Raw genomic sequence first — 14,102 nt, 5'->3', positions numbered from 1 at the left:
CCCCGCTACGCTCCGAGCATGCGAGGGTGGCGCACCAGTCCGACTACGGCCCGCACGTGGCATCTCGTGACCGTGCTGGTCATCGCCGCATCACTGATCACGCAGCTGGTGCTCGTGTTCCAGGGCACCAACGTGCTGGTCGAGGACGGCGAGGAGGCTCCGTCCACCGCCATGCGGGTGGCGAACTTCTTCAGCTTCTTCACCGTGCAGTCGAACATCCTGCTGGGCGTCGGCGCGGCGATCCTCGCGGCCAGGCCCGCCGCGGACGGGCGCGCGTTCCGCGTCCTGCGCATCGCCGGGCTCATCGGCATCGCCGTCACCGGCGTCGTCTACGTGACGTTGCTGCGCGACGTCGTCGATCTCGAGGGCGCGGCGGCCCTGACGAACGTCGGCTTCCACTACCTGGCGCCGCTGCTCGGCGTCATCGGCTGGCTGCTGTTCGGCCCGTGGCGGCGACTCGATGTGCGCATCGTCGTCCTCAGCCTGATCTGGCCGGTCGCCTGGCTGGTCTACACACTGATCCGCGGCGAGGCCACCGACTTCTACCCGTACCCGTTCATCGACGTGACGGAGCACGGCTACGGCCGGGTACTGCTCAACGCGGCCGGCATCACCGTCGTCTTCCTGACCGTCGGCTGGCTGTTCCTCCTCGGCGACCGTAGGCTCGGGAACCGTGCCGGATCCCACCCCGCTGACGACCTACCTCGAGCGCGCTGAGCACGATCCGGACTCCCTCTACGACGCCTTCACCACCTGGGCCGGCGAGCGCGGCTTCGATCTCTATCCCGCGCAGCAGGAGGCGCTGATCGAGCTGGTCTCCGGCTCGCACGTCATCCTCAGCACGCCCACGGGGTCGGGCAAGAGCCTCGTCGCGGTCGCCGCGCACTTCGCGGCCATGGCCGACGGACGGCGCACGTTCTACACCGCGCCGCTGAAGGCGCTGGTGTCGGAGAAGTTCTTCGCGCTCATCGAGATCTTCGGCGCGGCGAACGTCGGCATGATGACCGGCGACTCCAGCGTGAACCCGTCGGCCCCGATCATCTGCTGCACGGCCGAGATCCTGGCCAACATCGCGCTGCGCAGCGGCGCCGACGCCGACGTCGGCCAGGTCGTCATGGACGAGTTCCACTTCTACTCCGACCCGCAGCGTGGCTGGGCCTGGCAGCTGCCGCTGCTGGAGCTGACGAACGCGCAGTTCCTGCTGATGTCGGCGACCCTCGGCGACGTCGCGTTCTTCGAGAAGGACCTGCGACGGCGGACGGGTCGCGACGTCGCCGTCGTCACCTCGGTGCAGCGCCCGGTCCCGCTGACCTACCACTACTCGCGCGAGCCGATGCACGACCTGCTGGCCGAGCTGCTGTCGACGCAGCGGGCGCCGGTCTATGTCGTCCACTTCACCCAGGCGGCCGCTGTCGAACGGGCGCAGGCGCTGGTCAGCGTCAACGTCGCCAGCCGCGAGCAGCGCGACCGCATCGCCGCGGAGATCGGCGGGTTCCGGTTCAGCTCCGGGTTCGGCAAGGTGCTGTCGCGCCTGGTCCGGGCCGGCATCGGCGTGCACCACGCGGGCATGCTGCCGAAGTACCGCCGGCTGGTCGAGCGGCTCACCCAGGCCGGCCTGCTCAAGGTCGTCTGCGGCACCGACACCCTCGGCGTCGGCATCAACGTCCCCATCCGCACGGTCGTCTTCTCGGGCCTCACCAAGTACGACGGTGTCCGCATGCGGCAGCTCTCGGCCAGGGAGTTCCACCAGATCGCCGGGCGCGCCGGCCGCGCCGGCTACGACACGCTCGGCGAGGTCATCGTCCAGGCGCCCGAGCACGAGATCGAGAACCAGCGGCTGATCGCGAAGGCCGGCGACGACCCCAAGAAGCTGCGGCGCGTGGTGCGCAAGAAGGCGCCCGAGGGGTTCGTCTCGTGGGGCCAGGCGAGCATGGAGCGGCTGATCGCGGCCGAGCCCGAGCCGCTGACCTCCAGCTTCGAGATCAGCAACGCCATGGTGCTGGGCATCATCAGCCGGCCCGGCGACGCGTTCACCACCATGCGCCGGCTGCTCACCGACAACCACGAGCCGCCGTCGCGCACTCGCAAGCACGTGCACGACGCCGTCGCCATCTACCGCGCGCTGCTCGCCGCCGAGGTGGTCGAGCGGCTCGACCCGCCCGACGCCGAGGGCCGCACGGTGCGGCTCACCGTCGACCTGCAGCCGGACTTCGCGCTCAACCAGCCGCTGTCGCCGTTCGCGCTGGCCGCGTTCGACCTGCTCGACACCGAGTCGCCCACCCACGCGCTGGACCTGCTCTCCGTCGTCGAGTCCACCCTCGACGACCCGCGGCAGGTGCTGTCGGCGCAGCAGTTCAAGGCCCGCGGCGAGGCCGTCGCGGCGATGAAGGCCGAGGGCATCGAGTACGACGAGCGCATGGAGCTGCTCGAGGACGTCACCCACCCGAAGCCGCTCGAGGAGCTGCTCGACGCCGCGTTCACCATCTACCGGCAGAGCCACCCGTGGGTCGGCGACTACGAGCTGTCGCCCAAGTCCGTGGCCCGCGACCTCTACGAGCGCGCCATGAGCTTCGGCGAGTACGTCGCGTTCTACAGCCTGGCCCGCTCCGAGGGCCTGGTGCTGCGCTACCTCGCCGACGCCTACCGCGCCATGCGCCAGACGGTGCCCGAGGAGTCGCGCACCGAGGAGGTCGCCGACCTCGTCGAGTGGCTCGGCGAGCTGGTCCGCCAGGTCGACTCGTCGCTGCTGGACGAGTGGGAGGCGCTGCGCAACCCAGCGCTCCTGGACTCCGGCGACGACGGCGACAGCGGTGCGGTCCCGGTCGAGAACGCGCCCCGCCCGATCACCGAGAACCGGCGAGCGTTCCTGGTCAGCGTCCGCAACGCGCTGTTCCGCCGGGTCGAGCTGGCCGCCCGGCGGAACTGGTCCGGGCTGGCCGAGCTCGACTCCGGCGACGACTGGTCGGCGGACGACTGGGCCGACGCGCTGGAGCCGTACTTCGACGAGCACGCCGACATCGGGATCGGGCCCGACGCCCGCAGCGCGAAGATGCTCATCGTCACCGAGCACCCGGACCGCTGGGAAGTCCGGCAGATCCTCGACGACCCCGCCGGCGACCGCGACTGGGGCTTCACGGCCGTCGTCGACCTCGCCGAGTCCAACGCCGCCGGCTACCCCGTCGTCGCCGTCAGCGAGGCCGGCCGCCTCTAGGCGCGAGACGGCCGGTCGCCGCGAACCAGGTCGTCGCGTTCGGGCCGACGAAGACGACCGGGGCGATGCACGGCTCCGGCAGGTCGATCGTGTCCGCGACCCGCGAGTCCCCCCGGGTGTGCGCCGGGAACGGGTCAATGGCGGGCGGCGTCGCGGGGTGGTCACCGTCGCACGTCGGCGACCGGCGTGCGGTGCAGCGCTGCTGCGGGTTCGCCCACCGCACGCCGCGGGCGCCGAACACCGCCGGCACCCGGTTCGCCACCGTCGTCGGCAACACCGCCGAGAGCGCCTGGCCGGACACCGGCGCCGTTGATCTTGGAGAAACTGCGGAATCCATCGGACATATCGGACCCGGACTCCGCCGTCTCTCCAAGATCAACTCGGGCGGGCCCGGGCGGCTGACGCGGCCGGCACGGGCGCGACGTTGACATGTGACCATTTGGTCACCTATCGTTCGGTCATGACCGACGACCGGGTCTTCAAGGCGCTCGCGGATCCCACGCGGCGGTTCCTGCTCGACCTGCTCTTCACGCGTGACGGCCGCACGCTGACCGAGCTGGAGTCCGAGCTCGAGATGAGCCGATTCGGGGTCATGAAGCACCTGCGCGTGCTGGAAGAGGCGAACCTCGTGGTCACCCGCAGGTCGGGGCGGGAGAAGCTGCACTTCCTCAACCCGGTGCCGATCCGCGAGATCCACGACCGGTGGATCGACAAGTACACCGAGCGTCACACGACGGCGCTCCTGGAGCTCAAGGCCGAACTGGAGGACGAATCATGACCACCGCGGCGCAGACCAGCACGCAGGTGTATCGCATCTACATCAAGGCGACCCCGGAGGCGATCTGGGACGCCATCACGAAGCCGGAGTGGACGGCGCGCTACGGCTACACCGGCCTGGCCAGCTACGACCTGCGGCCGGGCGGCGCCTACACCGTCGCGCCGACGCCGGAGTTCAAGGCCGCCGCCGAGGCGCAGGGCTTCCCGTGCCCCGACGTCATCGTCGACGGCGAGGTGATCGAGGCCGAGCCGCCGCGGCGCCTGGTGACGACGTTCCGGATGCTGATGGACCCGGCCATGGCCGCCGAGGGCTTCACCCGCATCACGCACGAGATCTCGCCCGCACCGGACGGGAAGTCGTGCTCGCTGACGGTGACGCACGAGCTCGAGGGCGCGCCGCTGCTGGCCGCCCTGTCGCGCGGCGACAACGAGGCCGAGGGCGCCGGCGGCGGACACGCCTGGGTGCTCAGCGACCTCAAGAGCCTGCTCGAGACCGGCGCTCCGCTGGCCGGCTGACCGATCCCCACACCGACCTCACCAGGAGCACATCATGGACAACGTCACCTCCGCCGACGGCACCACGATCGCCTACACGACCCAGGGCGCCGGGCCCGCGCTCGTCCTCGTCACCATCGCCGGCGACGATCACCACAGTCTCGACGCGACCGCCGCGGCGCTCGCCCGCGACTTCACCGTCGTCGGCTACGACCGCCGCGGCGTCGGCCGGAGCGGCGCCGGCGAGCCGTGGGCCCTCGAACGCGAGGTCGAGGACCTCGCCGCGGTGATCCAGGCGGTCGGCGGTTCCGCCGCCCTCGCCGCCGGCTCCGGCGGGTGCGGGCTGGTCCTCGAGGCCGCGACCGCGCTCGGCGACGCCGTGAACGCGATCTACCTCTACGAGCCGCCGTTCATCGTCGACGACTCCCGCCCGCCGGTGCCCGCCGACTGGGTGGAGCAGGTGGAAGGCCTGATCGCCGCCGACCGGCGCAGCGACGCCGTCGAGCTGTTCATGACGCAGGTCGTCGGCGTCCCGGCCGAGTACATCGAGCCGATGAAGGCCGACCCGTCATGGCAGACGTCGATGAAGTACGCGCACGGACTGGGTCACGACGGGCGGATCCTCGCCGGCACCCAGGACGGGAAGCCGCTGCCGACCGACCGGTGGAGTGTCGGCCAGCCCGCGGTCGTCGCCGTGGGCGGGGACTCGGAGCCGTTCTTCCACTCCGCGGCCGCGGCCCTGGTCGCCCAGCTGCCCCGCGGGCGGTACGAGATCCTGCCCGGCCAGGACCACTCCGCGTTCTGGATGGCGCCCGATGTCGTCACGGCCTCGGTCGTCGCGGCTCTGCGCGCGACGGCGGCGAGCTGACGGAGCTGGTCGGCCCGTGATCGCTTCCATCGAGGCGATCATGGGCCGAACGGCTGATCTTGGTCGACGCGCCGGAATTCGATGCGACACGCCGGGCCGAAAGTGACAGACTTCACGTTGGCCATATTCGACGACGCACCACACGAGAAGGGAACGCGCGTGATCCGGGGGATCCTCGACCACGGCAGCAACGGCTGGCGGGTCGAACTGTACGACACCGAGCCTCTCCGCCGCACCATCATCGAGATCGACGAGCTGCCCACCTGGGCCGACGCGTCCGCCGTCCTGAACAGCGCGTTCAAGCTGGTCAGCTGATCGCCGTCCCTCCCCGGCGCAGCAGTCCGTAAGTGACGGCGTCGACCAGCGCCTCCCACGAGGCCTCGATGATGTTGGCCCCGACACCCACGGTCTCCCAGGACGTCTTCCCGTCCGTCATCTCCACGAGCACGCGCGTCACCGCGTCCGTGCCGTGGGCGGCGTCCAGGATCCGCACCCGGAAGTCGATGAGCTCGAGCTTGTCGATCTCGGGGTAGAGCGCGCCGATCGCGGTGCGCAGGGCGTGGTCGAGCGCGTTGACCGGACCGTTCCCCTCACCGGTCACGACGACGCGCTCGCCCCCCGCCCGCAGCTTCACCGTCGCCTCGCTGGTCGCGTCGCCGCCCGGCCGCGACTCGGTGATGACCCGCCACGACTCCACGTCGAAGTAGCTGACGCGACGGCCCTCGGCCTCTTCGCGCAGCAGCAGCTCGAACGAGGCGTCGGCCGCCTCGAACGTGTAGCCCGCGGCCTCGAGGTCCTTCACCCGCTGGGTGACCCGGGTGACCAGCTCGCGGTCGCCGGAGACGTCGTAGCCCAGCTCGCGGCTCTTCAGCTCGATGCTGGCGCGCCCGGCCATGTCCGACACCAGCAGCCGCATGTCGTTGCCGACGCGGGCGGGGTCGGTGTGCTGGTAGAGGTCGGGGTCGACCTTGATGGCGCTGGCGTGCAGGCCGGCCTTGTGGGCGAAGGCGCTGGCACCGACGTAGGGCTGGCGCGAGTAGGGCACGATGTTGGTCAGCTCGGAGACGGCGTGCGCGATGCGGGTCGACTCCTGCAGCGCCCCCGCGGGCAGCACGGTCAGGCCGCGCTTGAGCTCGAGGTTCGCGACGACCGTCAGGATGTCGGCGTTGCCGGTCCGCTCCCCCGTGCCGTTGACGGTGCCCTGCACGTGCGTGGCCCCGGCGTCGACGGCGGCGATGGAGTTCGCGACGGCGCACCCGGTGTCGTTGTGCGCGTGCATGCCCAGGCGGGCGCCGGTCCGTTCGAGCACGGTGGCGACGGTCGCGCGGACGTCGTCGGGCAGCATGCCGCCGTTGGTGTCGCAGAGGACGACGACGTCGGCGCCGGCCTCCGTCGCCGTGTGCACCACCCGCAGTGCGTACGCGGGATCGGTGCGGAAGCCGTCGAAGAAGTGCTCGGCGTCGACGAAGACCCGCCGGCCCTCGCCGGTCAGGAAGCCGACGGTGTCGGCGATCATCGCCAGGTTCTCGTCCTGCGTGGTGCGCAGCGCCCGCTCGACATGCCCGACGTGGCTCTTCGCGACCAGCGTGACGACCGGCGTCTCGGCGTCGAGCAGCGCCCGCACCTGCGGGTCCTCGGCCGCCGTCGTCCCCGCCTTGCGAGTGGCGCCGAACGCCGCGAGTGTCGCCGTCTCGAGGTTCAGCTCCGTGCGGGCACGGCGGAAGAACTCGGTGTCCTTGGGGACCGCGCCCGGCCAGCCGCCCTCGATGAACCCGACTCCCAGCTCGTCCAGGTGGCCCGCGATGGCCAGCTTGTCCTGCACCGAGAGCGACAACCCCTCCTGCTGGGCTCCGTCGCGGAGCGAGGTGTCGTAGACGTGGAACTGCTCGAGGTCGGTCACTGCTCTGTCCTCACGGGGTCGGCGAGCGCGGGTCGGGCGGACAAACAAAAAGACCCCTCGCGGATGCGAGAGGTCTGCGCGCCTGGCGTGGTGCTGGGTGCCGGCGCGCTCACGTAATAATCAGGCAGAAAGTCATCGCCCAGCAGTATGGCACAGTTCACCCGAGCCGTGGAGGCGGGATCCATGACGATGGTCGTCCGGCCGGTCGCGGAGGCCGACCGCGACCTCGTCGCAGGCCTCATCACCTCGGCCTGGGGCACCACGGTCATGGCCGCGCACGGTGAGCTCTACGACGCCGCCGACCAGCCCGGACTCCTCGCTCTGGCCGACGGCGACCCGGCCGGCGTCCTGACCTACCGCCGCGACGGCGACGCCTGGGAGATCACGACGCTGCAGGCGCTGCGGCCGGGCGTCGGAGCCGGGACGGCGCTGCTCGACGCCATCGCCGTGGCCGCGTCCGGCGCCGGCGCCCGCCGCATCTGGCTCATCACCACCAACGACAACACGCACGCCCTGCGGTTCTACCAGCGTCGCGGCTACGACCTCGTCGCCGTTCACCGCGACGCCGTCACCCGGGCCCGGCAGGCGCTGAAGCCGGAGATCCCGCTCGAGGACGACGGCATCCCGATCCGGCACGAGCTGGAGCTCGAGCTGCTGCTCCGATGATCGCTGGCAACCCGGCCGCAGTGGGGGTCGCGCGGTGAACCGGCCCTCGCCCGATCGAGCCCGGTGCTCAGCGCCCACGCTGAGGAGGACTGACGGCGTCCGCGTGCGCCCCGCGCGGGCGGTGAGCGGACGCCGTCACGTCAGCCGAGCGGTCAGACGACGCGGTGCATCCAGCCGTGGGGGTCGTCGGCGCGGCCGTACTGGACGTCGAGCAGGGCCGAGCGGATCTCCGTCGTCACCGGGCCGGGCTCGGTGCCGTGCGACAGTTCGCCGCCCTCCCAGGCCAGCCGGCCCAGCGGGGTGATGGCGGCGGCCGTGCCGCAGGCGAACACCTCGGTGATGTCGCCCGAGGCGACGCCGTCGCGCCAGTCGTCGATGGAGATGCGGCGCTCGTCGACCTTGTAGCCGCGGTCGGCGGCCAGGGCGATGATGGAGTCGCGGGTGATGCCCTCGAGGATGGTGCCGGTGAGCTCCGGCGTGACGATGGAGCCGTCGGCGTGCACGAAGTAGAGGTTCATGCCGCCGAGCTCTTCGACCCACTTGCTCTCGACCGCGTCGAGGAAGCACACCTGCGAGCAGCCGTGCTCGAGCGCCTCTTGCTGCGCGATGAGGCTGGCGGCGTAGTTGCCCGCGCACTTGGCCGCGCCGGTGCCGCCGGGGGCGGCGCGGGTGTACTCCGACGACAGCCAGATGTCGACCGGCTTCACGCCCGAGGCGAAGTACGCTCCGGCCGGCGACGCGATGACGCAGAACGTGACCTGCTTGGCCGGCCGCACCCCGAGGAACGCCTCGGAGGCGAACATGAACGGGCGCAGGTAGAGGCTGGTCTCGCCGCCCGACGGCACCCAGTCGGCGTCGGCACTGACCAGGAGGTCGACGGCCTGGACGAACGAGCCTGCGGGCAGCTGCGGCAGGGCCATGCGGTGCGCGCTGCGGGCCATGCGCTCGGCGTTGGCCGACGGGCGGAAGGTCCAGACGGAGCCGTCGGCGTGCCGGTAGGCCTTGAGCCCTTCGAAGATGGCCTGGGCGTAGTGGAAGACCGCCGTGGCGGGGTCGAGGGCGAGCGGCGCGTACGGGCGCAGGCCGGCGTCGTGCCAGCCGTCGGGCGTCCACGTGGCCGTGACCATGTGATCGGTGAAGTTCGTGCCGAACCCGGGATTCGCCAGGATCTCCGACCGGCGCTCGGGGGCTACGGGGTTCGACGTGAGGGTCGTCGAGAACTCCAGAGCCGGTGCGGTCGGTGTCATGGCGGTGCTCCTACATCGCAGAGATTACTAGGACGTCCAACCAACGCTACCGATCATCGCGTTCTGCGTAAACGGTGCGTGGCCAACGACCCTCGGCGATCATCACCTCGCGCAGCACGTCGGGCCGATCGGTGATGATCCCGTCCACACCCGCGCTGATCAGCCGGTGCATCACGACAGGGTCGTCGACCGTCCATACGATGAGGCGCAACCCCAGGTCATGGGCGCCTTCGACCAGACGGTCGATGAATATCGGGAGTCTACCCCAGCGCAACGGCACGTGCACGAAGCCGCCGTTGGCCACCCGGCGCGGCGGCGCGACCCGCCCGTGCGAGCAGGCCAGCCACGACACCAGCGACCGCCAGCCCAGCGCGCACGCCAACCCGGGTCCGAGGTCGGCCCGCAGCGACGACAGCCAGCCGTCCCACGCACCGGCGAGACAGACCCGCTCAACGGCGTTCGTGGCGCGCAGCACGCGGGCCAGCGGCTCCAGCGACTCCTCGTCCTTGACGTCGATGACGAACTTCGCGTCCGGGAACGCCATGAGGACGTCGTCCAGCCGGGCCACCGGGCCGGAACCGAACACGGACAGCCGGCTCACCTGGTCCCACGAACGGCGCTTGACCAGGCCCCGTCCGTCGGTGACCCGGTTCAGTTTGGCGTCGTGGAAGGCGAGAGGGACGCCGTCGGAGGTGATGCGGACATCGGTCTCGAGATACCGCAGCCCGAGGGCGTAGGACCGCTCGAAAGCGGCCAGGGTGTTCTCGGCAGCCAGCCCCGCCCCGCCCCGGTGGGCGATGGCCAGCACGTGGGGCTCCACTCCGTAACGAGTCAGGCTCACGACCCTTACGGTGACAGCCCCCAACGCGAAGATCGAGGGTGAAGTGCCTGATCACAGCAGGGTTCACAGAAGGTTCATCGGCACGGCAACCACGGGTGGCCTCGCGGTCGGCGTGGGCCCGCGGGAGGGGGCGCGGGCCCACGCCGACTGGCTCGCGAGGGCCTAGTCCAGACCGGCTGCCACAGCCGCCATCCGGCCGCCGACGATCGGCAGCTCGATGACGCTGCGCTCGGGCAGCACCGAGATGGTGGCGCGGTTCGGGTCGGCCTGGCTGCCGTAGTCGCGGTAGCTGCCGACGACGATGACGCCGATGCGGTGGCCCTCGGGGAACACGTAGTCCTCGGGCAGCAGCGGGAACTGCACGTCGTACGGCTTGCCGGGGATCAGCGCCGTCGGCGTGCTGTAGTCGTACAGGTTGACGCCGTCGACGATGCCCTTGGTGACGACCTCGCGCTGGGTGAGCGCGACCCGCTTGAGCACCTCCTTGTAGCAGGCATCCTCGGCGTAGCCGCCCCACGTGGCCGGCTCGCCCCAGCAGTCCTCGACGGTGCCGGTGAGGACGCCGTCGCCCTGGCGCTGGACCCGGGTGGCCGGCCCGTAGTCGACCAGGATGACGCCGAAGTTCGTGTCCGTGGTGCTCACCGTCGCGCCCAGCTTGAGCTCCGGCGTGCCGGAGATGTGCAGCGGCGCCTCCAGCGGGTCGGACAGGTACACCAGCCGGTTCGGCGTGACCGTCTCCTCGTTGGAGACCATGGCCGTCTCCCGCTGCAGCGGGTCGTCGACGAAGCTCAGGGTCGGGTCCGACGGGCGGTTCGGCGTCACCGACAGGCCGCCGGCGGCGCCGGCGTTCGGCTCCAGCCAGAGGCGCGTGGGCCGCGAGCCCGGGACGGGCCAGTCGTTCGCCGTCTCCCACACGTCCGGTGCCCGCTCGACGTCGACGATCGGCTCGTCCATGATCCCGTTCTGGACGTCGTACAGCCAGAAGTCGAACCACTTGTGGATCTCGTCGACCCACGCCTCGCGGCGGAAGTCGAACGGGTCGATGTGGCCGGTCTGGGTCAGCCAGAGCTTGCGCGGGACGTCGTGCTCCGCCAGGCCGTACCAGAGCTTGCTGAAGTGGTCCGGCCGGACGTTCTCGTCGTTGAGTCCGTGGACGAGGAAGACGCTGGCCTCGATCTTGTCCATGTCGCGGGTGAAGTCGCGGACGTGCCAGAACGGCGTGTAGTCGCCGGTCTCGTCGCCGTCGTTGTCCGACAGCCAGTCGCGCACCTCCTGGCAGTGCTCGCGCCGCTCCGGGTTGGTGACGAGGTTGGCGAGGTAGGCGAGGTAGTTGTTGCCGCGCTGGACGACGCCGTTGCTGCGGGTGTAGTCGTAGTAGCTGGCGATCGCGCTGATCGGGACGATCGTGGTCAGCCCGTCGACGCCCGACACCGCCGTGCCGTTGGCCAGCGTGCCGTCGTAGGACTTGCCGATGAGGCCGGTCTTGCCGTTGTGCCAGTCCACCACGACCGGGTCGCCGTTCTGGTCGACGCCGTCCGCCCGGCCGTTCAGCCAGTCGATGACGACCTTCGGCGACAGGTTGTCCGACGCCTCGTGAACCGTCGGGCAGCCGGTGGCGTTGTTCGTGCCGATCATGTCCATGAGGATCACGGCGTAGCCGCGGGGCACGAAGTAGTTGTCGTAGAACAGCGGCCAGCGGTCCAGCAGGCCGTCGCCGTCGAGGTCCACCTTGAGCTCGGACTCGTTGCCCCGGCCCAGCGTCGAGTAGTACGGGCTCGGGTCCATGATGACCGGGACCTTCAGGCCCTGGTCGCTGGCGGCCGGCCGCATGATGTCGACGGTGACGATGTCGAGCACGCCGTTCGAGTCGGAGTCGAACGGCGACGTGATGAAGACGCGCTCCCGGATCGCGTCGTCGTAGCCGAAGACCGGCTGGGTCACGCCGTCCTCGACCACGATGCTTGGCTCGTCGTCGGCGGCGCTCGCGCCGGCACTGGTGGCGACCGCTGCGGTCGCCATGAGCGCCAGGGCGACGGGTACCGCGAGCAACCTGCGGGCTCTGACCACGTCTGTCTCCCATGTCTGGAGGAGTCCGATTAGTGCTATGTCACATACAAGTGGGTGTGACAAGGGGTGTCAAGGTCGGACTTTTGGCGACATGAGGCGACGAAATACGCTGGTGATGCCGGTGTCACGGCATGCGAACGAGCCGGCGGGCCGTCCGGCCCGCCGGCTTCGTGCTGACGCGCGGTGTCAGGCGGTGACGCGGGCGGCGAGTGCGTCGCCGACCTCGGAGGTGCGGCGCTTCGCCGTCCCGCGCTCCCCCAGGTCGGCCGAGACGGCGTCGACGATCCGCGCGGACTCCGCCGTCAGCCCGAGGTGCTCGAGCAGCATTCCGACCGACAGCACCGTCGCCGTCGGGTCGGCGATCCCCTGGCCCGCGATGTCCGGCGCCGAGCCGTGCACGGGCTCGAACATCGACGGCGCGGTGCGGTCGGGGTTGACGTTGCCGCTGGCCGCGAGGCCGATGCCGCCGGTGATCGCGGCCGCGAGGTCGGTCAGGATGTCGCCGAACAGGTTGTCGGTGACGATGACGTCGAACCGTGCCGGGTCGGTGACGAAGAAGATCGTCGCGGCGTCGACGTGCAGGTAGTCGACGGCGACGTCGGGGAACTCCTGGCCGACGCGCTCGACCGTCCGCCGCCACAGGTGGCCGGCGTGCACGAGGACGTTGTGCTTGTGGACGTAGGTGAGCTCCTTGCGCGGCCGGGCCTGCGCGCGGGCGAACGCGTCGCGCACCACCCGCTCGACCCCGAAGGCGGTGTTGACGCTGACCTCGTTGGCGATCTCGTGCGGCGTGCCGACCCGCAGTGCGCCGCCGTTGCCGACGTACGGCCCCTCGGTCCCCTCACGCACGACGACGAAGTCGACCTCGCCGGGGTTCGCGAGCGGTGTGCTGACGCCGGGGAAGAGCCGCGACGGGCGCAGGTTCACGTAGTGGTCGAGCTCGAAGCGCAGCTTCAGCAGCAGCCCGCGCTCGAGCACACCGCTCGGCACTCCCGGGTCGCCGACGGCGCCGAGCAGAATGGCGTCGTGGCCGCGCAGCTCTGCGAGCACGGAGTCGGGCAGCGTCTCGCCGGTGGCGTGCCAGCGCTTGGCGCCCAGATCGTAGGTCGTGGTGCCGACCTTCACGTCGGCGCCGGCGAGCACGGCGTCGAGCACCTTCAGCCCCTCGGCGACGACCTCCGTACCGATCCCGTCGCCCGGGATGACTGCCAGATTGAGACTGCGCGACATGGCCCACACCGTACGACCGTCGTCCACATGATGGCACCCACGTCCCGCCATTCGGACGCGGGTGGCGTTCGCCGAGGTCAGCCCGTGGCTACGGCAAGGTCCCGTCGGCCGTACTCGCCGCCGTTGTCGCGGCGGTCGATGGCCTCCTGCACCGCGTGCCGGGTCTCCTGAGCCTGCTGCTGTTCTTCCGTCATGGCGGACTCCATTGATTTACTCGGTCGTCCTAGCATATGGAGCGCCGTGATCTCCGTCTCGCTTCATGGCAAGGAATCTCGCGAAGTGAGACGAGCAGAGTTGCCCGGGGTCCGTTGGGGAGCCGAGGTTGGCTGGGGTGATGGGGTGGGCTCCCCGTCCCCCTTGCTGCCCATTCTCTTAACCCCGGGCACCCGCCTCAAGTCCGCGCGCTCTGTGCTTGCGCGCCGCCGGGGTCGGGGCGCTTGGACTTGACCCGGGCACCCGGGGCCTAAGAACGGGCAGCTATCAGGGGGACGGGGAGACCCTGGGCACGCCTCACCGCTTCGCGTGCCCGTTTCGCCCGGTTGGCCCGGTTCGCCGGACTGTGCACCGCGATGATCATCGGCGATCCGCTACATCACCAGGCGTTCTGCCACATCACGAGGCATGCATGCCTGGTGAAGCGGCAGAGAACCTCGTGATGGCCCCGCGAAACGCGCCAAATCCCACCACGTGGACACCAGCAGCCTGCCAGGACCCCGCGCCCGTCGCCAGACTCCCCCCGTCCCCCTGATAGCTGCCCGTTCTTAGGCCGCGAAGCCGCGGGTCAAGCGGACCCCCAAGGG

13 protein-coding genes are annotated in these 14,102 nt (G+C 70.6%); 7 read left to right on the top strand and 6 right to left on the bottom strand.

What is annotated here, in order from left to right; all coding sequences use genetic code 11:
- Positions 1–66 precede the first annotated feature (66 nt).
- Both E1212_RS17195 and E1212_RS17190 read left to right on the top strand, forming a co-directional pair.
- A complete protein-coding gene (locus E1212_RS17195) occupies positions 67–717 on the top strand; it encodes a Pr6Pr family membrane protein (protein ID WP_131984621.1) in 651 nt (216 codons plus the stop codon).
- Positions 674–3,211, top strand: a complete 2,538-nt coding sequence (locus tag E1212_RS17190; protein WP_203416943.1) for a DEAD/DEAH box helicase — start codon at positions 674–676, stop codon at positions 3,209–3,211. The genes E1212_RS17195 and E1212_RS17190 overlap by 44 nt, the downstream gene beginning before the upstream one ends.
- Here the strand turns inward: E1212_RS17190 and E1212_RS17185 are convergent.
- A complete protein-coding gene (locus E1212_RS17185) occupies positions 3,189–3,548 on the bottom strand; it encodes a hypothetical protein (protein ID WP_131984619.1) in 360 nt (119 codons plus the stop codon). The genes E1212_RS17190 and E1212_RS17185 overlap by 23 nt on opposite strands.
- Positions 3,549–3,671: 123 nt before the next feature.
- Between E1212_RS17185 and E1212_RS17180 the strand changes: the two genes are divergently transcribed.
- The 4 genes from E1212_RS17180 to E1212_RS29540 all read left to right on the top strand — a co-directional run bounded on the left by E1212_RS17180 (position 3,672) and on the right by E1212_RS29540 (position 5,666).
- Positions 3,672–3,989: an ArsR/SmtB family transcription factor gene (locus tag E1212_RS17180; protein ID WP_203416942.1), complete on the top strand. Its 318-nt coding sequence runs from the start codon at positions 3,672–3,674 to the stop codon at positions 3,987–3,989.
- Positions 3,986–4,504, top strand: coding sequence for an SRPBCC domain-containing protein (locus E1212_RS17175; RefSeq protein WP_131984615.1), 519 nt, complete (start codon positions 3,986–3,988; stop codon positions 4,502–4,504). The genes E1212_RS17180 and E1212_RS17175 overlap by 4 nt, the downstream gene beginning before the upstream one ends.
- Before the next feature lie 34 nt (positions 4,505–4,538).
- Entirely contained in the window at positions 4,539–5,351 is an 813-nt protein-coding gene (locus tag E1212_RS17170) for an alpha/beta fold hydrolase (protein WP_131984613.1), read from the top strand.
- Positions 5,352–5,510: 159 nt separating this feature from the next.
- Entirely contained in the window at positions 5,511–5,666 is a 156-nt protein-coding gene (locus E1212_RS29540; protein WP_162605521.1) for a hypothetical protein, read from the top strand.
- Here E1212_RS29540 and cimA read toward each other — a convergent pair.
- The gene (gene cimA / locus E1212_RS17165) at positions 5,659–7,251 is read right to left on the bottom strand and encodes a citramalate synthase (RefSeq protein ID WP_131984611.1); all 1,593 of its coding nucleotides are present in this window, start codon (positions 7,249–7,251) and stop codon (positions 5,659–5,661) included. The two genes, E1212_RS29540 and cimA, sit on opposite strands and share 8 nt — an antisense overlap.
- 183 nt (positions 7,252–7,434) lie before the next feature.
- Between cimA and E1212_RS17160 the strand changes: the two genes are divergently transcribed.
- On the top strand, positions 7,435–7,917 hold the full coding sequence (locus tag E1212_RS17160) for a GNAT family N-acetyltransferase (RefSeq protein ID WP_131984609.1): 483 nt from the start codon (positions 7,435–7,437) through the stop codon (positions 7,915–7,917).
- A 152-nt stretch (positions 7,918–8,069) separates the two neighbouring features.
- Here the strand turns inward: E1212_RS17160 and E1212_RS17155 are convergent, their stop codons facing one another.
- From E1212_RS17155 to E1212_RS17140, 4 genes are all read right to left on the bottom strand, one after another.
- Positions 8,070–9,164 carry a branched-chain amino acid aminotransferase gene (locus E1212_RS17155; RefSeq protein WP_131984607.1) on the bottom strand — a complete coding sequence of 365 codons (1,095 nt, stop codon included), beginning with the start codon at positions 9,162–9,164 and terminating at the stop codon, positions 8,070–8,072.
- 46 nt (positions 9,165–9,210) lie between these two features.
- A complete protein-coding gene (locus tag E1212_RS17150) occupies positions 9,211–10,005 on the bottom strand; it encodes a glycerophosphodiester phosphodiesterase family protein (protein ID WP_131984605.1) in 795 nt (264 codons plus the stop codon).
- 162 nt (positions 10,006–10,167) lie between these two features.
- Entirely contained in the window at positions 10,168–12,072 is a 1,905-nt protein-coding gene (locus tag E1212_RS17145; protein WP_203416941.1) for a CocE/NonD family hydrolase, read from the bottom strand.
- 186 nt (positions 12,073–12,258) lie between these two features.
- The gene (locus E1212_RS17140) at positions 12,259–13,302 is read right to left on the bottom strand and encodes a 3-isopropylmalate dehydrogenase (RefSeq protein ID WP_131984603.1); all 1,044 of its coding nucleotides are present in this window, start codon (positions 13,300–13,302) and stop codon (positions 12,259–12,261) included.
- Between the last annotated feature and the right edge of the window lie 800 nt (positions 13,303–14,102).

The sequence above is a fragment of the Jiangella ureilytica genome, assembly GCF_004348545.1.
In the GTDB taxonomy this organism is placed as follows: domain Bacteria; phylum Actinomycetota; class Actinomycetes; order Jiangellales; family Jiangellaceae; genus Jiangella; species Jiangella ureilytica.
The sequence above is the reverse complement of the archived record's forward strand: the minus strand, read 5'-3'. Positions and strand labels throughout refer to the sequence as shown.

Coding starts and splice junctions, on each gene's coding strand:
- E1212_RS17155 (WP_131984607.1), bottom strand. CDS start 9,164: ATGACACCGACCGCACCGGCTCTGGAGTTCTCGACGACCCTCACGTCG.
- E1212_RS17175 (WP_131984615.1), top strand. CDS start 3,986: ATGACCACCGCGGCGCAGACCAGCACGCAGGTGTATCGCATCTACATC.
- E1212_RS17185 (WP_131984619.1), bottom strand. CDS start 3,548: ATGGATTCCGCAGTTTCTCCAAGATCAACGGCGCCGGTGTCCGGCCAG.
- E1212_RS17180 (WP_203416942.1), top strand. CDS start 3,672: ATGACCGACGACCGGGTCTTCAAGGCGCTCGCGGATCCCACGCGGCGG.
- E1212_RS17170 (WP_131984613.1), top strand. CDS start 4,539: ATGGACAACGTCACCTCCGCCGACGGCACCACGATCGCCTACACGACC.
- E1212_RS17140 (WP_131984603.1), bottom strand. CDS start 13,302: ATGTCGCGCAGTCTCAATCTGGCAGTCATCCCGGGCGACGGGATCGGT.
- E1212_RS17160 (WP_131984609.1), top strand. CDS start 7,435: ATGACGATGGTCGTCCGGCCGGTCGCGGAGGCCGACCGCGACCTCGTC.